The following is a 24,018-nucleotide window of genomic DNA, read 5'->3' as shown; positions in this document are numbered from 1 at the left end:
CCGAGCCCAAAGCAGAGACGCCGAAGGCGGAGCAGAAGCCCGCCGAGAAAGCTGCCGAAGCGAAGACCGACAGCGAGGCAGCCAAGCAGCCAAGCGGCCAGGTGGCCAAGCCGGTGGATAAACCGGCCGAAGCGAAGGCCGAGGCCAAGTCGGATGTGTCAAGGGCTGAGCAGAAGCCGGCAGAGGCAAAGGCCGAAGCCAAGCCGGATGCGCCGAAGGCCGAGCAGAAGCCCGCCGAAGCCAAGCCGGATGCGCCGAAGGCCGAGCAGAAAGCTGCCGAGGCAAAGGCCGAGCCCAAGTCCGAGGCGCCGAAGGCCGAGCAGAAGCCCGCCGAGGCCAAGGCCGAAGAGGCGCCGGCGGAGAGCCGCGCCAGCCGCCGTCGTCGTCGCCGCGCTCACAATGACCCGCGGGAGATCCGCCGTCGTGAGCAGGAGGCCAAGGCCCAGGAGGGCAAGCAGGGCTGAGGCTCCGCTTTCCCCCTGCACAACCGACAACGCCCGCAGCCATGGCTGCGGGCGCTGTCGTTTCAGGGGCGGGAAGACGCGGGCTGTGTCACGCCGGCGCGGCCAGACGCGGCTCGCGCTCCAGCATCACGCCGAAGCGCTCGCACACGGCCTCGGCCACCCGCCCGGCGAAGTCGAGCAACTCCACCGCACTGCCGCCACCGAAGTGCACCAGCACCAGCGCCTGGCGCTCATGTACGCCGAAATGCCCCTGACGCCAGCCCTTGAGGCCGCACTGGTCGATCAGCCAGCCGGCCGCCAGCTTGACCCGCCCATCGGGCTGGGGGAAATGCGGCATCGTCGGATGGTCGTCCACCAGCCGCCGGGCCAGGTCGGCCGCCACCACGGGATTCTTGAAGAAACTGCCGGCATTGCCCAGCACGGCCGGGTCGGGCAGCTTCTCGCGACGTATCGCGCAGACCGCCTCGGCCACGTCCCGCGCCGAGGGGGCGGCACCGACCCGGCCGGACAGGTCCCCGTAGCCGAGCCGGGGGCTCGGCGTCCGCGACAGGCGCAGCACCAGCCGGGTGATCACGACCCGCCCGTCCAGCGCACCCTTGAAGATGCTGTCGCGATAGCCGAAGGCGCACTCCGCCGGCGAGAGCACCGCTTCATGACCGTCGTCGAGATGGATCAGGTGCACCGCCTCGATGACATCGCTCAGTTCCACGCCGTAGGCGCCGATGTTCTGGATCGGCGCGGCCCCGCAGTCCCCGGGAATCAATGCCAGGTTCTCGATTCCCCAGAGCCCCCTGCCGGCCAGCGCCATGACCAGCTCGTGCCACACTACCGCCGCCTCGGCGTGGACGAGGACCTCCCTCCCCTGCTCCTCCAGCCACCACGACTGCATGGCGGGATGGACCACCAGGCCCGGGAGCCATGCCGGCAGGATCAGGTTGCTGCCGCCCCCCAGCAGGGTCAGCGGCCAGCCCGCGCGATGAACCAGGTCCAGCGCCTCGCGCAGCTCGCCGAGGCCGGCCGGCGCCACGAAGCGCTCCGCCTGGCAGGGCAGGCCCAGGGTATTGTCCCGGGAGAGGTCGTGGGGGGCCCGGAGCGCCAGGCTCAAGGCCCCGGCTCCAGGTGCGCCTCGACCTCCTCGAGCAGGCCCCGGGAGGCCACCTCGATCAGGTCCAGCACCTCGTCGAAGCCCCGGTCACCGCCGAAGTAGGGGTCGGGCACGGCGCGGTCAGGGTCTCCGGCATACTCGAGGAACAGCCGTGCCGGCACCCGGCTGTGGGGCGGCCGTCGCGCCTCGATGGCCTCGAGGTTGTCATGGTCCATGGCCAGCAGCACGTCGAAGCGGTCAAAGTCGTCGGCGGCGAGCTGCCGGGCGCGCAGCCCGGAGAGGTCGACCCCCCGGCGGGCGGCGGCCTCCTGGGCGCGGGGGTCCGGCGCCTTGCCCACGTGCCAGGGACCGATGCCGCAGGAGTCCACCTCCACCCGGTGGGACAGGCCGCGTGCCTCGAGCAGGCGACGGAACACGCCCTCGGCGGTGGGCGAGCGGCAGATATTGCCGAGACAGACGAAGAGCACGCGCATCAATGACCTCCCGGCCGCTGCATCAGCTCGCGGACCCGCGCCAGGTCCTCCTCGGTGTCCACGCCCGCAGGGTGCGGCACCCGGGCCAGGGCCACCTGGATGGCATGGCCATGGTGCAGGGCACGCAGCTGCTCGAGCTGCTCCAGGCGCTCCAGCGGCGAGGGGGCCCAGTCGCGGTACTCGGCGAGAAAGCCCGCCCGGTAGGCATAGAGGCCAATGTGCCGCAGCCAGGCATCGGTCTCCAGCAGCTCGGGGCGACGCGCGAAGGCGTCCCTGTCCCAGGGGATGGGCGCCCGCGAGAAGTAGAGGGCGCGACCGGAGAGCGCACGCACCACCTTGACCGCATTGGGGTTGAAGAGCGTCTCGACGTCGCTGATCGGCTCGGCCAGGGTGGCGATGGAGGCGTCGGGGTCGTCGAAGAGCCGCGTCGCCACCTGGTCGATGAGCAGCGGCGGGATCAGCGGCTCGTCGCCCTGGACATTGACCAGCACGGCATCATCGGCCAGCCCCAGCCGCTCGGCCACCTCGGCCAGACGGTCGGTTCCCGAGGGATGGTCGGCGACGGTCAGCAGCACCTCGGCGCCGCAGGGTGCCAGCGCATCAACGACGCGCCGATCATCGGTGGCGACCACCACCCGGGCGGCAGCGCTCTCCCGCGCCCGTCGCCAGACATGGGCCACCATGGGCTCGCCGGCGATCTCGGCCAGCGGTTTGCCGGGCAGCCGCGAGGAGGCGAAGCGCGCCGGGATGACGGCGATGAACTCCTGCATGGGGCCTCCTCAGGATTCGCCGGTGCGCCCGGGAGAGTCGTGCAGCTTCTCGTCGACGTCCATCGCCCGGGCCTCCTCGGGCAGCATCACCGGGATGCCGTCGCGAATCGGGTAGGCGAGGCCATCGTAGCGACACGCCAGCTCGGCGGCCTCGCGGTTGTACTTCAGCTTGCCCTTGCACAGCGGGCAGACCAACATCGCCAGCAGTTCCTTGTCCATGACTCCCCCTCGGATGGGTTTCAGGTGGCGACCCGGGATGCACGCCGCGCCGCCTGGGTTGAGAGTGATACCAGCCGCGCCTGCAGCCAGTCGATGAAGGCGGCGTCGGGCCGGGCCTCCACCTCGAGAACCCAGCTGTCGACGGGCGCCAGCTCGCGACACTTGACCGCGTCCTTGGCCGTCATCACCACCGGCCGACGGTCGGCGAAGGCCAGGTCGGCCGCCGTGAAGCGATGGTGGTCGGCGAAGGCGTGGGGAATCGGCTCCACGCCCAGCGCCTCCAGGGTGGCGAAGAAGCGCGCCGGGTGACCGATCCCGGCCAGGGCATGCACCGGTCCGGCGAAGGGTGGCGGCAAGGGCGCCACTCGCGCGCCGTCGCCGAGGCGACGCCAGGCCGAGGGCACCAGGGTCATGCCATGGGCCCCGGGCGGCGGGTCGAAGGCAGGCTCGCCATTGATCACCACGGCATCCACCCCCTCAAGCCGCGCCAGCGGCTCGCGCAGCGGCCCCGCCGGCAGGCAGCACCCGTTGCCGAAGCCACGCTGGCCATCCACGACCACGAGCTCCAGGTCACGTCCCAGCGCGAGGTGCTGCAGGCCATCATCGCCGATCAGGATATCGCACCCCGCCGCCAACAGTCGCCTCGCGCCCCGGGCACGATCGGGGTCGACCACCACCGGCACCCCCGTCTGGTCCGCCAGCATGCGAGGCTCGTCGCCGCAGGCCGTGACCGGCGTGTCGGCGTCCAGCAGCAGCGGATAGCGCTCGCTGCGACCGCCATAACCCCGTGAGAGGATGCCGGGCGACCAGCCCCGCTCGGCGAGAAAGCGCGCCAGCCAGGCCACCAGCGGCGACTTGCCGGTGCCGCCCAGGGTGATGTTGCCGACCACGATCACCGGTACCGGCGCCTGCCAGATGGCCCGCCTGCCCGCCGCAAAGGCCGCGGCGCGACGCCGCACGGCCAGGCGATAGAGGGCCTCCAATGGCCGCAGGGCGACCAGCCAGGCATCGCCCCGATAGGCTGCCGCCAGCCAGCGCTCGCCGAGACGGCCCGCCATGGGTCAGGCCGGCTCCTGGAACTGCAGGCGATGCAGGGCCGCATAGGCCCCATCCCGGTCGAGCAGCTCGGCATGGCTGCCCTGCTCGACGACCTCGCCCTGCTCGAGCACCAGGATGCGGTCGGCGCGCTCGATGGTCGAGAGGCGGTGGGCGATGACGAAGGTGGTGCGACCCCGGCAGACCTCCTCCAGAGCGGCCTGGATATGGCGTTCCGACTCGGTATCCAGCGCCGAGGTCGCCTCGTCGAGCACCAGCAGGGGCGCATCCTTGAAGATCGCCCGGGCGATGGCGAGGCGCTGTCGCTGGCCGCCGGAGAGCATCACGCCGTTCTCGCCGACCACGGCGTCATAGCCCCCCGGCATGCGCTCGATGAACTCGTGGGCATGGGCGGCCCGTGCGGCGGCCTCGATCGCCGCCGGGTCGGGATCGTCGATCCCGTAGGCGATGTTGTCGGCGATGCTGGCATTGAACAGGGTGACCTGCTGGGAGACCAGGGCGATCTGGCGACGCAGCGGTTGAAGGCGGAACTCCTCCAGGGGCACCTCATCGATCAGGATGCGCCCCGCCGTCGGGCGATAGAAGCGCGGCAAGAGGCCCACCAGGGTCGACTTGCCGCTGCCGGAGCGGCCGACGATGGCGACCATCTCGCCGGGCGCCACCTCCAGGTCGATGCCCTTGAGCACCTCGGGCTGGTCCTCGCCGTAGGCGAAGCGCACCCCCTCGAGGCGGACCCGGCCGGCGAGGCGACCGGGATCACGGGTGCCCTCGTCACGCTCCGGGGGCTCCTCGAGCAGGCCGAAGAGCTCGCCGGCGGCGGCGATGCCCTTCTGGATCTCGCTGTTGATCTCGGTGAGCTGGCGTACCGGCTTGGCCATCAGCGCGGCGGCGGTGACGAAGCCCACGAACTCGCCGGGGGTCATGGCGTCCATCAGGGTCGGCGACATGGCCAGCCACACCAGTACCGCCAGCGAGAGCGCCACCAGCAGCTGGATCACCGGGGTACTCGTGGCCTTGGTCAACGCCTCCTTCATGCTCTGGCGTCGGTTGACCTCGCTGGCCTCGGCGAAGCGCGCCTTCTCGTAGGCCTCGGCCCCGTGGGTACGCACCACCCGGTAGCCGGAGAGCGCCTCGGAGGCCACATGGGTGACGTCGCCCATGGAGCGCTGTATACGCCGCGAGATGCGCCGGAAGCGCTTGCTGGCGTAGCTGACCACGCCGCCGATCAGCGGCGTCACGGCCAGGAACAGCAGGGTCAGCATCCAGTTGGTCCACAGCAGGTAGATCACCAGGCCGATCACGAAGAGCCCCTCGCGCAGCAGGATGGTGACCGCCTTGGTGGCGGCCCCGGTGACCTGCTCGACATGGTAGGTGACCCGCGAGATCAGGTGACCCGTGGAGTGGCCATCGAAGAAGCGTCCCGGCAGGTGCAGCATGTGGTTGAAGACGTCACAGCGCAGGGCGTGCACCAGGTTGCGCGCCACGCTGCTCATGAAGTAAGTGCCGAGGAAGGTGCCGAGACCGCGAGCCGCGAACATGCCCACCACGAACAGCGGCAGGAAGAGCCGAAAGGCGGCATCGGGGTTCTGGATGCCGTCGATGAGCCGCTTCATCATCTCCGCCAGGGCGGTGCTCGAGGCGGCATAGATGACATAGCCGAGGATCGCCAGGGCGAAGGCCCGCCAGTAGGGCTTCACGTAGCCCAGCAGGCGCTTGTAGAGGGTCCAGCCGGAATGTTCGATCACGGTGTCTCCGGTTCAGGGGGTGATGCCGCGGCGGTCGCGATGCGTACGCGGCGGATCTCCAGGCCGGCGGCACGGTCCAGGGCACGCACCACGTCGGCGTGGGCGGCACGCCCGTCGGCCTCCACCACAAGGCCAAACTCGCGGGCCTGCTCGGCCTCGGCGGCCAGGGCCTCGCCCAGCGTCGCGGCGGTATGGACCCGCTCGCCCAGCCGGTATTCGCCCGCGGCGGTGACCACCAGGGTCACCGGCGATGCCTCCATGTCCTGGCCACTCTCGCTCTCGGGAAGTTCGAGTTCCAGTGCCTGGCGGGTCTCGAAGGTGGTCGAGACCATGAAGAAGATCAGCAGCAGGAAGACCACGTCGATCAGCGGGGTCAGGTTGACCTCCACCGGGTCGCGTCGCCGCCGGGGGAACCTCACGGCTGCTTCACCCTCGGGGCGATGCGACCATCGGCCTCCAGTTCGTCGTCGCCGCGCTGGCCCAGGCGGGACTCGTCGGCGTGCCGCTCGGCCAGTACCAGCTCGCCCGGATAGTGGGCGAGGTACTCGACCACCTGGCCGGCCTGCTCCTCCATGCGCACCGTGATGTCCTCGACCCGGCGCTGGAAGTAGCGATGGAACATCAGTGACGGGATCGCCACGGTGAGGCCTGCCGCCGTGGTGACCAGGGCGCGGGAGATGCCGCCGGCCAGATCGGCGGTGCGACTGGCCCCGTCGCCGGTGACGATCACCGCGAAGACCTCGATCATGCCGACCACGGTGCCCAACAGCCCGATCAGTGGCGTGATGGCGGCGATGGTGCCCAGGGGGCTCAGGAAGCGCTCCATGTCGTGGATCACGGCGGTGGCCGCCTCCTGGAGCCGCGCACGCACCTGCTCGTGGCCGAGCCGGGCATTGCGGAGCCCGGCGGCCAGCACGCCGCCCAGCGGGGAGTGTCCCTCCAGCCAGTAGAGGTTGACCTGTCCCCGTGCCACCAACTGACAGACCTCCTGTCCCAGGCCGTAGGGCGCGATGCGACGCGCCCTCAGGGTCCACAGGCGCTCGATGATGATCACCGTGGCCACAAGCGAGCAGCCCAGCAGCGGTACCATCAACCAGCCGCCGGCGATCAGGGCATCCATCATGTCCATGCCGTTCCCCTTCGAGATGGCCGGCCGCGAGGCCGGGAGTCAGTGAGGCGATTCTAACGCAAGGCAGCCAGCTCCGACACCGCCGTGCCGCCAGGCGGCCGGCCGCTCGGAACGGACTCCGCGGCGGGCGGCCTCGCCGAGCCAGAAGGTCACGGCACCATCCCGGGCGGTGCTCCACAGGCAGCTACCGGCCTCCCGAAAGCGACGCACGACGCGGCCTGTCGGGTGGCCGAAGGGGTTGTCTCGCGCCGCACTGAAAACCACATGGCGCGGCGCCAGACGCCGCACCAGCAGCATGCCGGAACTGGTGGCACTCCCGTGGTGCCCTGCCACCTGCAGGGTCACCCCCGGGGGAAGCTCGGCGAGGAAACGCCGCTCGGCATCTCGCCCCACATCCCCGGTAATCAGCAGGTGGTGCTCGCCGGCACTCGCCAGCAGCACGCAGGAGCGGTCGTTGGACGAGAGTTCGCCACTCTCGGCCGGTGGCCAGAGAATACGGAAGGTCACGCCATCGCGCCGCCACTCCCGTCCGGCCGTGCAGGACTCGGCCGGTACCTCGAGGGCCTCGCCGGGGGGTGCCAGGAAGCGCGCCACCCGGTGCTGCTCGCGCAGGGCCGGCAGGCCGCCGACATGGTCCTGGTCGGCATGGCTGATGAGGACGTCATCAAAGCGCTGCCCCGGCGGCCACAGGGTGGCGAGCGGCATGAAACCGGAACCGAAGCGCGGCCCGGTGTCATAGAGCGCGCGATAGCCGGCGGTGCGCAGCTCGACCAGCTGGCCCTGCCCCACGTCATGGACCCGGACCCGCAGCAGTCCCTCGGCGGTGACCGGGGACGAGGAGGAGAGGCCGAGCGGCACCAGCAGCAGCAGGGCCGTGCCGACCAGTCGCAGGCGCGGGATCAGGCCGGGCAGTGCCCACAGCAGGGCGGCGAGACCCAGGGCCAGCCCCAGCGGGACGACCCGCGACGGCTCCGGTAGCCAGAGGGGCAGCCAGCGGGCGGCCTGGTCCAGCAGGAATACCAGCCCATCGACCAGCAGGCCGAACAGGGCCCAGCACAGGGCCGAGAGCGGCGGCAGCCAGGCCGTCAGCCAGCCGAGCAGCCCCAGGGGCACCAGCAGGCTGCTGACCAGGGGCACGGCGACCAGGTTGACCAGCGGGGCCGCCGGGGCCAGGCGATCGAAGGCCAGCAGCACCGCCGCCGCCATCAGCGGGGCCAGCAGCAGCTGGGAGCGGACCAGCGCCCGGAGCCAGCCGCTCACCCCGCGCGGGCGCGCCCTCCCCTGCCAGACCAGGATCAGCAGCGCCACGGCGACGAATGACAGCCAGAGGCCGGGACGCCAGGCCGACAGGGGGTCGGCCAGCAACACCAGCGCCAGGGCCAGCCACCAGGCCTGCCAGGGGCCGGGCGAATGACGTCCGCTGGCCACCCACAGCCCCACCAGGGTCATGAGCATGGCGCGCAGTGCGGGGGGCTCCAGGCCGGCCAGGCCGGCATATCCCACCGCCGCGGTACCCGCCATCCACCAGGGCCAGACCGTCAGGCGCCATGCCCCGGGGGTGACCAGGCGGGCCACCCCCCTTGCCAGCCACAGGGCGAAGGCCGCCACCAGCCCCACGTGCAGCCCGGAGATCACCATCAGGTGGGTGGTGCCGGTGGCGTTCAGCAGGTCCCAGTCCTCCGGCCCCAGCCGCTCGCTCACCCCCAGGGTCAGGGCCGCCAGCCAGCGTCGATGACGGGCCGCCAGCTGCTGCTCATCGAGGTGGCCCAGTGCCAGCCGGCGCAGCGAGAAGGGCGCGGTGGCCAGGCGGCGAGGGGGTGGGTCGCGGCGTACATAGCCGTTGGCCTGGATGCCTTCCCGCCACAGCCAGCCGCGGTAGTCGAAGGTCCCGGGGTTGGCGAAGCCTGCCGGCGGACGCAGGCGAACCGTCAGCCGCCAATGCTCGCCGGGCACCATGGCCGGGGCATCGAAGAAGGAGAGCCGGACCCGCGCGAGGCCGCGGCAATCGGGCAATGTCTCTGCCAGGGGGCGACACTCGGTGACCTCCAGCGTCAGCCGCGCCAGCCGCTCGTCCCTGGCCACCGAGACCAGGCGCCCCTCGAGCCGCAGGTCCTGACGGGTCAGCCCGGGGGCGAGCTCGCCGCCACGCACCATGAGCAACTGGACTGCGACCAGGGCCGCGACCACCAGGGCCATCGCGAGACGCACATGACGCCCGGCCAGGACGACCAGCAGGCCCAACGCCAGGACCTCGATGGCCCCCGGCACGGCGAGATGGCTCCCCAGCACGCCGGCCAGCACGGCGAGTGCCAGGGGAATGGCCAGGCCCAGCTGCATGGCATCGTCCCTGAACGGCAAGCAAGGCGACCCGCCCGCCCCGCAGCGGCGTCACGTTGAGGGGCATCATGGCGAGGCACGCGACTCGTATGCATAATAGCCCGGGTTTGGAAGCCGCGAGCCCCTCGTCAATGCCGCGCCGACTGCTGCAGCGCTACCTGCCCCACCCCGATGCCCTCAGGCGCCGGCGCTCCCTGCGCGTCGTCAGCCACCTGATCGGCAATCCTTCGCTGTGGGTGCTGACGCGACGCAGCGTGGCCAATGCCTTTTCCGTGGGGCTTTTCAGCGCCCTGCTGCCGATTCCCTTCCAGATGCTGGTGGCCGCCTTCGGCTCCTGGCTGGTTCGCTGCAACCTGCCGCTCTCCATCGGCCTGGTGTGGATCACCAACCCCCTGACGATGCCGCTGATCTTCTACGGCAACTACCGCCTCGGCGCCTGGCTGCTGGACATGCCGGTGCGCAAGGCGCCGGACCGACTCTCCACCCGCTGGATCGCCGACCAGCTGGTGGAGATCCTGCCGACGCTGGCCCTGGGGTCGCTGGTCGCGGCCGTGGCAATCGCCGCACTGGCCAACCTGGCGATCCGCCTGGTATGGCGCTGGCAGGTCTCGCGCAGCTGGAAGGCACGCGCACGTCGACGCCGGCGACAACGGAGCGCCGGCCGGGAGAAGTGAGGCCCCCATGGCGGCGGCCGCTATACATGGGGCCGGTTGCCCCTCATGAGCCGCGCCGTCTCAGTCGCTCTCCGCCTGCTCGACGAGGCGTCCACCGTCGAGTCGAAGGACGCGGTCCTGATGGGCGGCGAGCGCCAGGTCGTGGGTGACGATCACGAAGGCGCAGGCCGCGCTGCTCGCCAGCTCGTCCATCAGCGCCAGGATACTCGCCGCCGTGGTCTGGTCGAGGTTGCCGGTGGGCTCGTCCATCAGCACCAGGCTGGGGTCGGTGACCAGCGCCCGGGCAATGGCCACCCGCTGGCGCTCCCCCCCCGAGAGCTCGCCCGGCTTGTGATCGGCCCGCTCGGCCATCCCGACCCTTGCCAGCAGCTGGCGGGCCCGCTCCTCGGCCACCCGCTTTCGCTGGCCGCGCACGATCAGCGGCAGGGCGGCATTCTCCAGGGCGGTGAACTCCGCCAGCAGGTGGTGGAACTGGTAGACGAAGCCGATGTGGCGGTTGCGGAAGCGCCCCAGGTCGGCGTCATTGAGTGTCAGCAGCGACTCCCCGGCGATGCGTACCTCGCCACGACTCGGGCGATCCAGTCCGCCCAACAGATTGAGCAGCGTCGTCTTGCCGGAGCCGGAACTGCCGACCACGGCGACCCGCTCGCCGGCCAGTACCTGCATCGCCAGGCCATCCAGCACGGTGAGGTCCCGCGGTCCCTCGCGATAGACCCGGGTCAGGTCACGGCATTCGAGCATCACCTGTCCCGCACGGGTGGGCGTGCCGGCGTCTGGGGGCATGGCCATCTCACTCATAGCGAAGCACCTCGGCAGGCTGCACCCGGGCGGCGCGCCAGGCCGGGTACAGGGTGGAGAGGAAGGTCAGCACGAAGGCCGCGGACACGATATTGGCCACATCGCTCCAGATCAGGCGCGACGGCAGGTTGCTGATGAAATAGACCCCGGCATCGAGGAAGTGGATGCCGAAGGCACCCTCCACCCAGGCGATGAGATCCGACACCGTCCAGGCCATCAGCACGCCCAGGATGACCCCCACCAGGATGCCGATCACGCCGATCGCCAGCCCCTGGACGATGAAGATTCCCATGATCGAGCGTGGCGTGGCACCGATGGTGCGCAGGATGGCGATATCGGCTCGCTTGTCGGTCACCACCATCACCAGGGTAGAGACGATATTGAAGGCCGCCACGGCGATGATCACCGTCAGCAGCAGCGCGATCATGCGCTTCTCCATCTGGATCGCCTGGAAGAGGTTGCCATGCGAGTAGGTCCAGTCCAGTCCCCGGTAGCCGGATCCCAGCTCATCGATGATCGCCCGGGTCTCGCTGCCCGCGGCGAAGAGGTCGTCCAGTTCGAGCCGCAGGCCGCCCACCGCATCGCCCAGCCGTGCCAGGGTCTGCATGTCGTCGATGTGGGCATAGGCCAGGGAGGCATCCAGGTCCGCCCCGACGCTGAAGATACCGCTCACGGTGAAGCGCTTGAGCCGCGGGAAGACGCCGGCCGGGGTGATCGAGGCCTCGGGCACCAGCAGCGTCACTCGGTCGCCCACCCCAACGCCCAGGCGGCGCGCCAGGATCGAGCCGAGCACGATGTTCCACTCGCCGGGCGTGAGGTCGTCCAGGCTACCGTGGCGCATGTTCTCGTCGATGATCGACACCCGACTCTCCCACTCGGGTTCGATGCCGTTGACCATGGCGCCCTCGTTGCGCCCGCCCACCGAGAACATGCCCTGCTGCTCGACATAGGGCGCCGCGCCGATCACCCGCTCGCGCTCCATGAGGCGCTCGGCCAGCGGCTGCCAGTCGGTGAGCCCGCCCGGCGCCTCGATCTTGGCGTGGGGCACCATGCCCAGCACCCGGGTGCGCAGTTCGTGGTCAAAGCCGTTCATCACCGACAATACCAGGATGAGCACCGCGACCCCCAGCATGAGGCCCAGCATGGAGGTCAGCGAGATGAAGGAGATGAAGTGGTTGCGTCGCTTGGCGCGCACGTAGCGCAGCCCGATCAGGAAGGGGAGTCGGTCGAACATGGGAACATTCCTTGTCGGCGGGCGCCCATGGTACGGTTTTTTGGCCTTTGCTGCATCGCCGACACGCCCCGTTTGCGCGATCATTGCATCATTGCCGGCGGCGGCCTACATTGCGCCGGCAAGACCCGAGACGATCTGCACGAGACCCGCCCATGGCCCATCGCCTGCTCCCCGAATGGCATCCTCAGGATGCCGTGCAACTCACCTGGCCCAGTCCCGACAGTGACTGGGCCCCGCTGCTCGAACGCATCGAGGCGACGATGGAGGCCATGGTGGTCGCCATCACGCGCTACCAGGCCGTGCTGGTCGCCGTGCCGGATGCCGCGACCCGCAGCCATCTGGCCCACCGCTTCGCCTGCCTCGGCGTCGAGGCCGCCCGCCTGAGGCTGGTGGTCGCTGCCGCCGACGACACCTGGGCCCGCGATCACGGCCCCCTCGGTATGGCACGTGACGGCGAGCCGCTCCTGCTCGACTACGTCTTCACGGGCTGGGGCGGCAAGTTCGACGCCACCCGCGACAACACCCTGACGCGCCGCCTGGCGGACGTCGGTACCTTCTCCTGCCCGGTGGAATCCCGCGACCTGGTGCTCGAGGGCGGCGCCATCGAGACCGATGGCGAGGGCACCCTGCTGACCACCGAGGCCTGCCTGCTCAACCCCAACCGCAATCCCTGTCTCGACAGGACGGCCATCGAGGCGCGCCTGAAGGCGGAGCTCGGGGTCACGCGAGTGCTGTGGCTGGCCAATGGCCACCTGGACGGTGACGATACCGACAGCCATGTGGACACCCTGGTGCGCTTCTGCGACCCGGCCACGCTGGCCTACGTCAGGTGCGACGACCCGGCCGACCCCCACTACCCGGCACTGGCCGCCATGGAGGCCGAGCTGCGCGCCCTACGGCGCGCAGACGGCGAGCCCTACCGGCTGATTCCCCTGCCCTGGCCGCGGGCCTGTCATGACCCGGTGGATGGCCACCGACTGCCGGCAACCTATGCCAACTTCCTGATCATCAACGGCGCCGTGCTGGTCCCGGCCTATGGCGACGGTGCCGACAGCCGGGCCCTGGCCGCCCTGGGCGAGGCCTTTCCCGGCAGCGACATCATCCCCATCGACTGCCTGAGCGTGATCCGCCAGCATGGCAGCCTGCACTGCCTGACCATGCAGCTGCCCCAGGGCAGCCTGGCCGACACGCCCCGGCCCTGACCCACAAGGAGAGCCCCATGTCCCGCACGCTGAAGGTGGGCCTGGTCCAGCAGCCCGCCTGGCCCGACAAGGCCAGGAGTCTCGCCGAGAGCGAGGCCGGCATCCGCGAACTGGCCACTGCCGGCGCCCAGCTGGTGATGCTCCAGGAACTGCATGCCACCCACTACTTCTGCCAGACCGAGGAGACCGAGGTCTTCGACCTGGCCGAGGCCCTCGACGGGCCGACCGGCACGCGGCTGGCGACCCTGGCGAAGGAACTCGACATCGTGCTGGTGGGCTCGCTGTTCGAACGCCGCGCGCCTGGCCTCTACCACAATACCGCGGTGGTCTACGACCGTGACCGCGGCCGCGTGGGCCACTACCGCAAGATGCACATCCCCGACGACCCGGGCTTCTATGAGAAGTTCTACTTCACCCCCGGCGACCAGGACGACGGTCGCTGCCAGGGCTTCCAGCCGATCGACACCTCCCTGGGACGCCTGGGCGTGCTGGTGTGCTGGGACCAGTGGTACCCGGAAGCGGCGCGGCTGATGGCCCTGGCCGGCGCGGAACTGCTGCTCTACCCCACCGCCATCGGCTGGCATCCGCCGGACGACACTCCGGAGAAGCGGCGACAGAAGGAGGCCTGGACCCTGATCCAGCGCAGCCATGGCGTGGCCAATGGCCTGCCGGTGATCGTCGCCAACCGGGTCGGCCACGAGCCGGACCCTTCGGGGGCAACGCCGGGCATCGACTTCTGGGGGGGCAGCTTCATCTGCGGCCCACAGGGCGAGCTGCTCGCCCATGCCGGCCAGGAGGCGGAACGGATGCTGGTGACACTGGACATGACGCGCAGCGAGGAAGTGCGGCGCATCTGGCCCTACCTCCGTGACCGCCGCATCGACGCCTATGGCGACCTGACACGGCGCTACCGGGACTGAGGCCGCCAAGCCGCCAAGCCGCCAAGCCGCCAAGCCGCCAAGCCGCCAAGCCGCCAAGCCGCCAAAGTGTGGGACGCTGACACGTCAAAGCAAACCCCGAGGCAACGGCCTCGGGGTTTGCTTGTAGCTCGGCGCTTGTAGCTCGGCGCTTGTAGCTCGGCGCTTGTAGCTCGGCGCTTGTAGCTCGGCGCGTTTGGCTACTTCCAGAAATCGCGGATCGAGGCGATGCCCTGGGCCCCCACGGCGCGGGCATGGTGCGCATCGAATCGCGTCATGCCGCCCAGGGCGAAGACCGGCATGCCGGCGTGCTCGACCAGCTGCTGGAAATCATGCCATCCGATCGGTGCCACATCCGGATGGGAGGGCGTGGTACGCAGCGGCGAGAGGGTCACGAAGTCACAGCCGATGCGGCGCGCCTGGTCCAGCTGCCGACGATCATGGGTCGAGGCGGAGAGCCATGTGCCTTCGGGCAGCGGGCGCCGCTCCAGGCTCATCAGACGGTCGCTGGTCAGGTGGATGCCGTCGGCGGCCACGGCCTCCAGCAGCGATGGCTCGCCATTGAGCACCAGGCGGGCCCCCCGCTCACGGCACAACGCCAGGGCCTGCTCGGCACGCTTCAGGTAGTCCGGCTCACTCAGCGACTTGGCGCGCAGCTGAACCAGGCGCACGCCGTCCTCATCGAGGGCACGGGACAAGCGCTCCGTGAAGCGCTCCTCGTCGGCCTCCTCCCCGGTGATCAGGTACTCGGTGGGCAGCATGACCGCCCGCAGGATCGGCAGATTGGCCGCCGGGAAGGGGTAGTGCACCAGTTCGGTCATGGGCACCCAGCGCACCGCCTGCCCCTCGCGACCGAACGGCTCGCCGGCGAAGTCATGGACCTGCCACACGTCCAGCAGGATGTGCTTGTCGGAATATTCGTGGTGGATGCGGATCAGCGGCTGTGCCCGCCGGATCTCGACGCCGAGCTCCTCGTGGAGCTCGCGTTTCAGCGCCTCGAGGCCGGTCTCGTAGGGTGCCAGCTTGCCGCCGGGAAACTCCCATAGCCCTCCATGATCGACGTTGGAGGGGCGACGGGCGAGGAGCACCTCACTGCCGTCGGCACTGATGATGGCGGCCGCCGCCACATGCACCCTTCTCTTCACCATTGCGTTCATTGACTCCTACCCGCTGGTCCACGCGGCCTTGCCGCCGCGCGGGGTTGCTGTCAGGCTGCTGACCGTCCCCGACGGTCAGCTGCGATAGTCGGCATTGATGGTCACGTAGTCATGGGACAGGTCCGAGGTCCACACCGTGGCGCTCTGCTCACCGCGTCCCAGGGCGATTCGGATGACGATCTCCTCGCGGGCCATCACCGCGCTGCCGGCCTCCTCGGTATACCCCCGGGCACGTCCACCACGCTCGACCAGGCGCACCTCGCCCAGGTAGATGGTGACCCGGTCCACGTCGAACTCCTCGACGGGCGCACGCCCCACCGCGGCCAGGATCCGGCCCCAGTTGGCATCGGAGGCATAGAGGGCCGTCTTGACCAGCGGCGAGTGGGCCACGGTGAAGGCCACGTCCAGGGCCTCGCGACGGCTGCGCGCCTCGTCGACCTGCAGGGTGACGAACTTGGTCGCCCCCTCGCCATCGCGGATCACCGCCTGGGCCAGTTCGGTCATCACCCGCTGCAGGCCATTGCGGAAGATGGTCAGGGCCGCTTCATCGACCACTGCGGCGCCTCGCCCGGTGCTGATCAGCATGCAGGCATCGTTGGTCGAGGTATCGCTGTCGACGGTGATGCAGTTGAAGGAGCGCTCCACCGCCTCGCGCAGCAGCTGGTCGAGCAGCACCGGCTCCAGCGCCGCATCGGTGGCCACGAAGGCCAGCATGGTGGCCATGTCGGGACGGATCATCCCCGATCCCTTGGCGATGCCGTTGATGGTCACCGTCTCGTTGCCCAGCGCCAGGGTCACGCTGGCGCCCTTGGCGCGGGTGTCGGTGGTCAGGATCCCCTCGCCGGCCTCTCGCCAGGCGGCGGCGCCGTCGTCGAGAGCCCGCATCGCCGCGGGAAGGCCCGCCAGCAGGCGCTCCATGGGCAGCGGTTCCCCGATCACCCCGGTGGAGAACGGCAGCACGCTCTGCTCGCCCACCCCGGCCAGCCGTGCCAGCTCGGCACAGGTGGCACGGGCATCTCGCAGGCCCGTCTCGCCGGTACCGGCATTGGCATTGCCGGTGTTGATCACCAGGTACCGCACCCCTTCCCCGCGCGCCGTGCAGGCGGCCAGGTGCTCCCGGGCCACCGTCACCGGCGCCGCACAGAAGGCATTGCGGGTAAAGGCCCCGGCCACCCTGGCCCCCTCGGGGATCTCGATCACCACCAGGTCACGGCGGTCGGGCTTCTTGATCCCGGCCATGGCGGTGCCCAGCCGCAGCCCCTCGATCACCGGCATCGCCGGAAAACGTGTCTCGCCCACTGCCATCGTCTCGTCTCCTGTCCTGGCCGGGGGCACCCCCCCGGCCCGTCGCCTCAGCTCAGCTTGCCGCAGCACTGCTTGTACTTCTTTCCCGATCCGCAGGGGCAGGGATCATTGCGGCCGACCTTGGGGCCCTCGCGGCGCAACGGCCGACCGTCGGCCCCCGGGGCCGGAGCGGCCGGGGCATCGTCCTGTTCGCCGGCCGCCATCGACGGCGCGTCGTGACGGCTCGCCGCACTGGCCTTCTCGCGCTCCAGCGCCTCGCGGCGCTGACGTTCCAGGGCCTCGACCTCCTCGGGGCGGCGCACCTGGACATGGCTGAGGATGCGGGTCACGTCGGCCTTGATGTTGGCCAGCAGGTTCTGGAACAGCTCGAAGGCCTCGCGCTTGTACTCCTGCTTGGGGTTCTTCTGGGCATAGCCGCGCAGGTGGATCCCCCGGCGCAGGTGGTCCATGGACTGCAGGTGCTCCTTCCAGCGGGTGTCGAGCACCTGCAACATCACCTGCTTCTCGAAACGGCGCATCAACTCCTCGCCGGCCTCTGCCACCTTGGCCTCGTAGGCCTCGCGATGCATCGCCTGCAGCCGCTCGCGCAGCTGCTCCTCGTGAAAGCGCTCGTCCTGCTCGGCCCATTCGACCACCGGCGCGTCGAGGTTGAACTCGCTCTTCAGGTAATCCTGGAGTCCGGCCAGGTCCCACTGCTCGGGCAGGCTCTGGGGCGGCACGAATTCGCTGATGGCGAGGTCCAGCACCTCCTCGCGGATGCCCATGACGCTGTCGGACACGTCCTCGGCGGCCAGGATCTCGTTGCGCTGCTCGTAGATGACCCGACGCTGGTCGTTGGCCACGTCGTCATACTCGAGCAGCTGCTTGCGGATATCGAAGTTGCGTCCCTCGACCTTCTTCTGGGCGCGCTCCACGGCATTGGAGACCATCTTGTGCTCGATCGCCTCGCCGTGCTCCAGCCCCAGGGCCTTCATCATGCGCTGCACCCGGTCGGAGCCGAACAGGCGCATCAGGTTGTCTTCCAGCGACAGGAAGAAGCGCGTCGAACCGGGGTCCCCCTGGCGCCCGGCGCGACCGCGCAGCTGGTTGTCGATGCGCCGCGACTCGTGGCGTTCGGAGCCGATCACGTGCAGGCCGCCGGCCTCGAGCACCGCCTCGTGGCGGGCCTGCCATTCGGCCTTGAGCTGCTCGACCTGGGCCTCGGACGGGTTCTCCAGCTTGGCGGCCTCGGCCTCCCAGTTGCCGCCCAGCACGATATCGGTGCCGCGGCCGGCCATGTTGGTGGCGATGGTGACGGCCCCCGGGCGACCGGCCTGGGCGATGATCTCCGCCTCGCTCTGGTGCTGCTTGGCGTTGAGCACGTTGAACCGCATGTCGGCCCGCTTCATCAGATCGGCCAGATACTCGCTGGTCTCGATGGACGCGGTCCCCACCAGCACCGGACGCCCCGCCTCGGTCTGGGCCTTGACGTCCTCGATGATCGCCTCGAACTTCTCCTCGGCGGTGAGGTAGACCAGGTCATTGAGGTCCTGGCGGATCAGCGGCCGGTTGGTGGGAATCACCACCACGTCGAGGCCGTAGATCTGGCGGAACTCGAAGGCCTCGGTGTCGGCGGTGCCGGTCATGCCGGAGAGCTTGTCGTAGAGGCGGAAATAGTTCTGGAAGGTAGTCGAGGCGAGCGTCTGGCTCTCGCGCTGCACCGGCACGCCCTCCTTCGCCTCCACCGCCTGGTGCAGGCCCTCCGACCAGCGACGCCCGGGCATGCTGCGACCGGTATGTTCGTCGACGATCACCACCTGACCGTCGCTGATGATGTAGTCCACATCGCGGTGGTAGAGGTGGCGAGCGCGCAACGCCGAGTGCATGTGCTGCAGCAGATTGAGGTTCTGGGCGGCATACAGGGAGTCCTCTTCGCCCAGCAGCCCCTCGCCACGCATCAGCTCCTCGACCTTGCGATGGCCGGCCTCGGTGACCTCCACCTGCTTCTGCTTCTCGTCGAGGATGAAGTCGCCGCTCTCGGGGTCCTCCTCGTCGCTGCAGGCCACGAGGTTCACCGCCAGGCGGTCGACGACCCGGTAGAGCTCGGTGTTCTCGTCCACCGCGCCGGAGATGATCAGCGGGGTTCGTGCCTCGTCGATCAGGATGGAGTCGACCTCGTCGACGATGGCGAAGTGAAGCCCGCGCTGCACCTTCTCCTCCAGCGAGAAGGCCATGTTGTCGCGCAGGTAGTCGAAGCCGAACTCGTTGTTGGTGCCGTAGGTGATGTCGCAGGCGTAGGCGTGACGCTTCTCCTCCGGCGTCTGCCCGGCGAAGATCACGCCCACCGAGAGGCCGAGGAATTCATAAAGTGGACGCATCCACTCGGCATCGCGGCGCGCCAGGTAGTCGTTGACCGTGACCACGTGCACGCCCTTGCCCGGCAGGGCGTTCAGATAGACCGCCAGGGTCGCCACCAGCGTCTTGCCCTCGCCGGTCTTCATCTCGGCAATGCGCCCGCGATGCAGGGTCATGCCGCCGACCATCTGCACATCGAAATGGCGCATGCCCATGACGCGCTTGCTGGCCTCGCGCACCGTGGCAAAGGCCTCCGGCAGCAGCGCATCGAGGGACTCGCCGGCCTCCAGGCGCTCTCGCAGCGTGTCGGTGCGGGCCTTCAGGGCCGTCTCATCGAGGCCTTCCAGCTCGTTCTCCAGGCCGGTGACATCCGTCACCTGGCGGCTCATGCGCTTGACTTCGCGGTCGTTCTTGGAGCCGACGACCTTGCGTAACAGGTTGTTGATCATGAAGGGTCCAGTTGCAGCGTGTGGCATCGTGTCGCGAACAGCAGGCCCGCGACCTCTCCGGGCGGTCTCGTCACCGCAGGTCGGGAGGGCCACGACGTGTCAGGACATCATGCGCGGCAACGGTGTGACAGGGCGCGAGGGCGGAGCGGGCAACGACCCTCGCGGCCACCCTCGGCCAGCGGGCGGCTCGCCGCACCCAGCGCACCAGGGCACGACGACGGGCCTGCAGGCGAGAGCGCACGCACAGCAGTACCGGCACCAGGATGCTGACCTGGGCGGCACGCTCGACGGGTCGCAGGGACTCGACCTGGGCCAGGCTGGCCGGCAGCAGGCATCCCACCAGCAATCCGGCCAGCCACCAGCGGGTCGTGCGGCACCTGTTCCGGCTCCCGTGAGACCCGGCGCCGTTGTCGGTGATGGCGGCTGGCATGCTGTCGAAGGCCTCCCGTGCGTGCTAGGCTCTGGGTGTTCAACGGCCGCCCCAGCAGTGGCGGCCGACGCGTAACGTCAGGGGCGCGGCCCCCGAGAACCAAGCTGATGAGTATAAAGGTTAAGCGGTTCAGAGCACAGCCCATGTCCCGGCTGCTGGAAGGTCGTGGCGAACTGGGGTCGCTGATGCGCATGGCCACCCTGATCGAGCGCGCCCAGCATCACCTGCGCGACCAGCTGCCCGAGGAAATGCGCGAGCACCTGTTCGTCGGCGGCTATCACCAGGGTCGCCTGGCCCTGATCACCGACCGCGCCGTCTGGCTCACCCGACTGCGCTACGAACAGCCTCGCCTGCTCCAACTGCTGCACCAGCTGCCCGGCTTCGAGTCGGTGACCGGCTTTACCCTCAAGGTCCGCCCGGTGCGACCGGTCCGCCCTCCCCTGCGCCAGGTCCGCCACCTGCCGGAACGGGCCGCCGACGAGATCTCGAGCTGTGCCGAGGATGTCGACGACCCCGGGCTCAAGCGCGCCCTGAAGCGGCTGGCGGCCCACGCCGAGAGATCCTGACGCCCTTTACGCTATGCAATGGTTGCCGACACGAAGACGCCGCCACCCGAGGGTGACGGCGTCCTTGAGACTGCCCTAAGGGATCGCGCCGTCAGGCCATGGCCGGCGCGGAGTAGGAGATCGGCGCCGTCTCGGACTCACCCTCGAAGGTGACGAGTTCCCAGGCGTGCGGCTGAGCCAGCAGGGCACGGCAGAGCTGGTTGTTCAGGGCATGGCCCGACTTCACGCCGCGGAATTCGCCGATCAGGCTGTGGCCGAGCTGGTAGAGGTCGCCGATCGCATCGAGCACCTTGTGCTTGACGAACTCGTCGTCATAGCGCAACCCGCCCTCGTTCACGATGCGATAGTCGTCGACCACGATGGCGTTGTCGAGACTGCCGCCCAGCGCCAGGTTGTTGGCGCGCAGGTACTCCAGATCACGCATGAAGCCGAAGGTACGGGCCCGCGACACCTCCTTGACGAAGGAGGTGGTGGAGAAGTCCACCATGGCCGTCTGGGACTGGTCCTCGAAGACCGGATGGTCGAAATCGATGGCAAAGGAGACCTTGAAGCCCTGATGGGGCAGGAAGATCGCCTCCTTGTCGTCCTCGCGCACCACGATCTCGCGCTTGATGCGGATGAACTTCTTGGGAGCACCCTGCTCGGCGATGCCCGCCGACTGGATCAGGAACACGAAGGGGCCCGCGCTGCCATCCATGATCGGCACCTCGGGCGCGCTCACGTCGACGTAGGCGTTGTCGATGCCCAGCCCCGCGAAGGCCGACATCAGGTGCTCGACGGTGGCGACCTTGGCCCCGCCCGCGGAGAGCGCGGTGCACAGGGTGGTGTCGGTGACATGCTCGGCGCGCGCCGGGATCTGCACCTCGGGCTCCAGGTCGGTGCGCACGAAGACGATGCCGGTGTCCACCGGCGCCGGCCGAAGGGTCAGATAGACCTTCTTGCCGGAGTGCAGGCCGACGCCGGTAGCGCGGATGACGTTCTTCAGGGTACGTTGTCTGATCATGGTCGGTCGCCAGGCAGTCATTGGTTATCAAACACCGTTCACTATAACACCGAACGGACGTTTCAACAAAGAAAGCTCACCCGGCGCCCCCTATCCCCGTGATAGCGTGGATCAATCGGCCTGCCGCCGCAGGAAGGCCGGAATGTCCAGATAATCGTCGAGCTCCTGTGACTTGCGCTTCTCCGGCTGCGGCCGCGGCGCCTCCTGAGCCTCCGGCTTCGGCGCCGTGGCCTGACCGCGACTGACCGCCGTCTGCGGACGCTGGCGATAGCTGCTGGCCTCGGCACGACGCGCGGTCTCGCGGGATGCCGGCTTCTGGGCCTTGTTGCCCTCGAGCCCGGCCGCCACCACGGTGACGCGCAGCTCGTCGGTCATGTCCATGTCGATGGAGGTGCCGACCACGATGGTGGCGTCCTGGGAAGCGAACTCCTGGACGGTGGCACCCACATCATTGAACTCGCCGATGGAGAGGTCCGGGCCGGCGGTGATATTGACCAGGATGCCGCGGGCCCCGTGCAGGTCGATGTCCTCGAGCAGCGGGCTGCGGATGGCCTTCTCGGCCGCCTCGCGGGCGCGGTTCTCGCCGGTGGCCCCGCCGGTGCCCATCATCGCCATGCCCATCTCGGACATCACGGTGCGCACGTCGGCGAAGTCGACGTTGATGATGCCGGGGCTGGTGATCAGCTCGGCGATACCCTGCACGGCCCCCAGCAGCACGTCGTTGGCTGCACTGAAGGCGGTGAGCAGGGTCGCGCTCTTGCCCAGCACCGAGAGCAGCTTCTCGTTGGGGATGGTGATCAACGAGTCGACGTGTTCGGAGAGCTCCTTCATGCCCTCCTCGGCGGCGCGCATGCGCTTCGGGCCCTCGAAGGGGAAAGGACGGGTCACCACCGCCACGGTGAGGATGCCCAGTTCCTTGGCCACCTGGGCGACGACGGGCGCGCCACCGGTCCCGGTGCCGCCCCCCATGCCGGCGGTGATGAAGACCATGTCGGCGCCGCCGAGCAGTTCCGCGATCCGCTCACGGTCCTCCATGGCGGCCTGGCGGCCCACATCGGGGTTGGCGCCGGCCCCGAGGCCCTTGGTGATCTCGCTGCCGAGCTGGAGCACGGTCTTGGCGGCGACCCGCTTGAGGGCCTGGGCATCGGTATTGGCGCAGATGAACTCGACGCCCTCGATGTTGCTCTCGACCATGTGGTTGACGGCATTGCCGCCACCGCCCCCGACACCGATGACCTTGATGACCGCACTGCTTGAAGGTGCGCTATCTACCAGTTCGAACATAAGTCCCGTCTCCTGGACCGCGACCGCGGCCCTGTCAGAAATTTCCTTTGAACCAGCCCTTGATCCTTGCCAGCGCCGGAATCCCTTCCCCTGCGTCACGCCGGGTGATGTCGTCACGCCTCGGTTGCGCCGGGATGATGCCTCCAGGCCCCTGACGGCCATGCCCTTGACGGGTTTCCAGTAGAGCGTAATGCAGCAGACCGACACCCGTCGAATAAATCGGATTGCGTACCACGTCTGCCAGCCCGCGCACGTTCTGCGGGCAGGCGATGCGCACCGGCATGTGGAAGATCTCCTCGGCCAGCTCGACCACCCCCTCCATGCGCGCGGTGCCACCGGTGAGCACCACCCCAGCGGCCACGAGATCCTCGTAGCCGCTGCGACGCAGCTCGTCACGCACCAGGGTGAAGAGCTCCTCGTAGCGTGGCTCCACCACCTCGGCCAGCGACTGGCGGGAGAGATCCCGGGCCGGCCGATCACCCACGCTGGGCACCTTGATCATCTCGTCGCTGGAGGCCAGCTGGGTCAGGGCGCAGGCGTACTTGACCTTGATCTCCTCGGCATGCTGCGTGGGCGTGCGCAGCGCCATGGCGATGTCGTTGGTGACCTGGTCGCCGGCGATGGGAATCACCGAGGTATGGCGGATGGCCCCCTCGGTGAACACGGCGATATCGGTGGTACCGCCACCGATGTCCACCATGCAGACGCCGAGTTCGCGCTCGTCCTCGGTGAGGACCGCATGGCTCGAGGCCAGCTGCTCAAGGATGATCGAGTCCACCTCGAGCCCACAGCGGCGCACGCACTTCTCGATGTTCTGGACGGCATTGAGGGCGGCAGTGACCAAGTGAACCCGAGCCTCGAGTCGCACTCCGGACATGCCCAGTGGTTCGCGGATACCGCCCTGGGTATCGATGGCGAATTCCTGGGGAAGGACATGCAGCACGCGCTGGCCTTCCGAGATCGCCCGCGCCCGGGCGGAATCGATGACGCGGTCGATGTCGGAGGAGGCGACCTCGCGCTCCTTGATGGCTACCACGCCATCCGAATTCATCGAACTGATATGGCTGCCGGCGATGCCCACATAGACCGAATGGATGTCGCAGCCGGCCATCAGTTCGGCTTCCTCCACGGCACGCTGGATGGACTGCACCGTGGACTCGATGTTGATCACCACGCCCTTCTTCATGCCGCGTGACGGATGTGAGCCGATACCGGCGATTTCGATCCCGCCATCGTCGGTGGGCTGCCCCACGATCGCCACGACCTTGGATGTTCCGATATCCAGCCCGACTACCATATTGGACACATTGGATGGACCTGCCATGAGTCGGGAAGTCTCCTCGAACCTGACCCCGAAGGGGAAGATT

General features: G+C 69.1%; 22 protein-coding genes and 1 pseudogene. 5 read left to right on the top strand and 18 right to left on the bottom strand.

The genetic code is table 11. The annotated features are described in order from the left end of the window. Positions 1-464, top strand: a pseudogene (locus QLQ83_RS01740) (ribonuclease E/G); the annotation flags it as partial. Positions 465-552: 88 nt separating this feature from the next. Here QLQ83_RS01740 and murB read toward each other — a convergent pair. From murB to QLQ83_RS01695, 9 genes are read right to left on the bottom strand one after another with little or no spacing between them, the layout of a single operon-like run. Further along, positions 553-1,569, bottom strand: a complete 1,017-nt coding sequence (gene murB, locus QLQ83_RS01735) for a UDP-N-acetylmuramate dehydrogenase (RefSeq protein ID WP_282733853.1) — start codon at positions 1,567-1,569, stop codon at positions 553-555. Then, positions 1,566-2,042 carry a low molecular weight protein-tyrosine-phosphatase gene (locus QLQ83_RS01730; RefSeq protein WP_282733852.1) on the bottom strand — a complete coding sequence of 159 codons (477 nt, stop codon included), beginning with the start codon at positions 2,040-2,042 and terminating at the stop codon, positions 1,566-1,568. Before QLQ83_RS01730 ends, murB begins: the two co-directional genes overlap by 4 nt. Further along, positions 2,042-2,812: a 3-deoxy-manno-octulosonate cytidylyltransferase gene (gene kdsB / locus QLQ83_RS01725; RefSeq protein WP_282733851.1), complete on the bottom strand. Its 771-nt coding sequence runs from the start codon at positions 2,810-2,812 to the stop codon at positions 2,042-2,044. The genes QLQ83_RS01730 and kdsB overlap by 1 nt, the downstream gene beginning before the upstream one ends. Before the next feature lie 9 nt (positions 2,813-2,821). Next, positions 2,822-3,031: a Trm112 family protein gene (locus QLQ83_RS01720; RefSeq protein ID WP_282733850.1), complete on the bottom strand. Its 210-nt coding sequence runs from the start codon at positions 3,029-3,031 to the stop codon at positions 2,822-2,824. 20 nt (positions 3,032-3,051) lie between these two features. Continuing rightward, the gene (gene lpxK / locus QLQ83_RS01715; RefSeq protein ID WP_282733849.1) at positions 3,052-4,089 is read right to left on the bottom strand and encodes a tetraacyldisaccharide 4'-kinase; all 1,038 of its coding nucleotides are present in this window, start codon (positions 4,087-4,089) and stop codon (positions 3,052-3,054) included. A 3-nt stretch (positions 4,090-4,092) separates the two neighbouring features. Next, positions 4,093-5,829 (bottom strand): lipid A export permease/ATP-binding protein MsbA, encoded by a 1,737-nt coding sequence (msbA, locus tag QLQ83_RS01710; RefSeq protein WP_282733854.1) that lies wholly within the window; start codon positions 5,827-5,829, stop codon positions 4,093-4,095. Further along, positions 5,829-6,251 (bottom strand): ExbD/TolR family protein, encoded by a 423-nt coding sequence (locus QLQ83_RS01705; RefSeq protein WP_282733848.1) that lies wholly within the window; start codon positions 6,249-6,251, stop codon positions 5,829-5,831. Before QLQ83_RS01705 ends, msbA begins: the two co-directional genes overlap by 1 nt. Next, a complete protein-coding gene (locus QLQ83_RS01700) occupies positions 6,248-6,961 on the bottom strand; it encodes a MotA/TolQ/ExbB proton channel family protein (RefSeq protein ID WP_282733847.1) in 714 nt (237 codons plus the stop codon). The genes QLQ83_RS01705 and QLQ83_RS01700 overlap by 4 nt, the downstream gene beginning before the upstream one ends. A 39-nt stretch (positions 6,962-7,000) precedes the next feature. Continuing rightward, the gene (locus QLQ83_RS01695; protein WP_282733846.1) at positions 7,001-9,298 is read right to left on the bottom strand and encodes a DNA internalization-related competence protein ComEC/Rec2; all 2,298 of its coding nucleotides are present in this window, start codon (positions 9,296-9,298) and stop codon (positions 7,001-7,003) included. A gap of 131 nt (positions 9,299-9,429) precedes the next feature. Between QLQ83_RS01695 and QLQ83_RS01690 the strand changes: the two genes are divergently transcribed. Continuing rightward, positions 9,430-9,972: a DUF2062 domain-containing protein gene (locus QLQ83_RS01690; RefSeq protein ID WP_282733845.1), complete on the top strand. Its 543-nt coding sequence runs from the start codon at positions 9,430-9,432 to the stop codon at positions 9,970-9,972. A gap of 60 nt (positions 9,973-10,032) precedes the next feature. Here the strand turns inward: QLQ83_RS01690 and QLQ83_RS01685 are convergent, their stop codons facing one another. Beyond that, entirely contained in the window at positions 10,033-10,770 is a 738-nt protein-coding gene (locus tag QLQ83_RS01685) for an ABC transporter ATP-binding protein (RefSeq protein ID WP_282733844.1), read from the bottom strand. Then, positions 10,763-12,004, bottom strand: coding sequence for a lipoprotein-releasing ABC transporter permease subunit (locus QLQ83_RS01680; protein WP_282733843.1), 1,242 nt, complete (start codon positions 12,002-12,004; stop codon positions 10,763-10,765). The genes QLQ83_RS01685 and QLQ83_RS01680 overlap by 8 nt, the downstream gene beginning before the upstream one ends. Before the next feature lie 152 nt (positions 12,005-12,156). Between QLQ83_RS01680 and QLQ83_RS01675 the strand changes: the two genes are divergently transcribed. Together QLQ83_RS01675 and QLQ83_RS01670 are read left to right on the top strand one after the other, a co-directional pair. Continuing rightward, positions 12,157-13,206: an agmatine deiminase family protein gene (locus tag QLQ83_RS01675; protein ID WP_282733842.1), complete on the top strand. Its 1,050-nt coding sequence runs from the start codon at positions 12,157-12,159 to the stop codon at positions 13,204-13,206. Positions 13,207-13,223: 17 nt separating this feature from the next. Next, a complete protein-coding gene (locus QLQ83_RS01670; protein WP_282733841.1) occupies positions 13,224-14,126 on the top strand; it encodes a carbon-nitrogen hydrolase in 903 nt (300 codons plus the stop codon). A 197-nt stretch (positions 14,127-14,323) separates the two neighbouring features. Here the strand turns inward: QLQ83_RS01670 and QLQ83_RS01665 are convergent, their stop codons facing one another. The 4 genes from QLQ83_RS01665 to QLQ83_RS01650 form a co-directional block, all read right to left on the bottom strand. After that, on the bottom strand, positions 14,324-15,271 hold the full coding sequence (locus tag QLQ83_RS01665; protein ID WP_282733840.1) for a Nudix family hydrolase: 948 nt from the start codon (positions 15,269-15,271) through the stop codon (positions 14,324-14,326). An 84-nt stretch (positions 15,272-15,355) separates the two neighbouring features. After that, the gene (gene argJ / locus QLQ83_RS01660) at positions 15,356-16,585 is read right to left on the bottom strand and encodes a bifunctional glutamate N-acetyltransferase/amino-acid acetyltransferase ArgJ (RefSeq protein WP_282733839.1); all 1,230 of its coding nucleotides are present in this window, start codon (positions 16,583-16,585) and stop codon (positions 15,356-15,358) included. Positions 16,586-16,632: 47 nt separating this feature from the next. Next, positions 16,633-19,368 (bottom strand): preprotein translocase subunit SecA, encoded by a 2,736-nt coding sequence (gene secA, locus QLQ83_RS01655; RefSeq protein WP_282733838.1) that lies wholly within the window; start codon positions 19,366-19,368, stop codon positions 16,633-16,635. Positions 19,369-19,438: 70 nt separating this feature from the next. Continuing rightward, entirely contained in the window at positions 19,439-19,798 is a 360-nt protein-coding gene (locus QLQ83_RS01650) for a hypothetical protein (protein WP_282733837.1), read from the bottom strand. A 143-nt stretch (positions 19,799-19,941) separates the two neighbouring features. Between QLQ83_RS01650 and QLQ83_RS01645 the strand changes: the two genes are divergently transcribed. Next, entirely contained in the window at positions 19,942-20,364 is a 423-nt protein-coding gene (locus QLQ83_RS01645; RefSeq protein WP_282733836.1) for a DUF721 domain-containing protein, read from the top strand. Positions 20,365-20,455: 91 nt separating this feature from the next. On the opposite strand, the gene lpxC is transcribed toward QLQ83_RS01645, so the two are convergent. The 3 genes from lpxC to ftsA form a co-directional block, all read right to left on the bottom strand. Next, positions 20,456-21,367, bottom strand: coding sequence for a UDP-3-O-acyl-N-acetylglucosamine deacetylase (gene lpxC / locus QLQ83_RS01640; RefSeq protein ID WP_282733835.1), 912 nt, complete (start codon positions 21,365-21,367; stop codon positions 20,456-20,458). A 111-nt stretch (positions 21,368-21,478) separates the two neighbouring features. Continuing rightward, positions 21,479-22,651 (bottom strand): cell division protein FtsZ, encoded by a 1,173-nt coding sequence (gene ftsZ, locus QLQ83_RS01635; protein ID WP_282733834.1) that lies wholly within the window; start codon positions 22,649-22,651, stop codon positions 21,479-21,481. Between the two features lie 34 nt (positions 22,652-22,685). Then, positions 22,686-23,975 carry a cell division protein FtsA gene (ftsA, locus tag QLQ83_RS01630; protein ID WP_282733833.1) on the bottom strand — a complete coding sequence of 430 codons (1,290 nt, stop codon included), beginning with the start codon at positions 23,973-23,975 and terminating at the stop codon, positions 22,686-22,688. Between the last annotated feature and the right edge of the window lie 43 nt (positions 23,976-24,018).

This window comes from Halomonas rhizosphaerae, assembly GCF_030010555.1.
Classification (GTDB): Bacteria; Pseudomonadota; Gammaproteobacteria; order Pseudomonadales; family Halomonadaceae; genus Halomonas; species Halomonas rhizosphaerae.
This window is presented reverse-complemented; position numbering and strand designations above follow the sequence as displayed.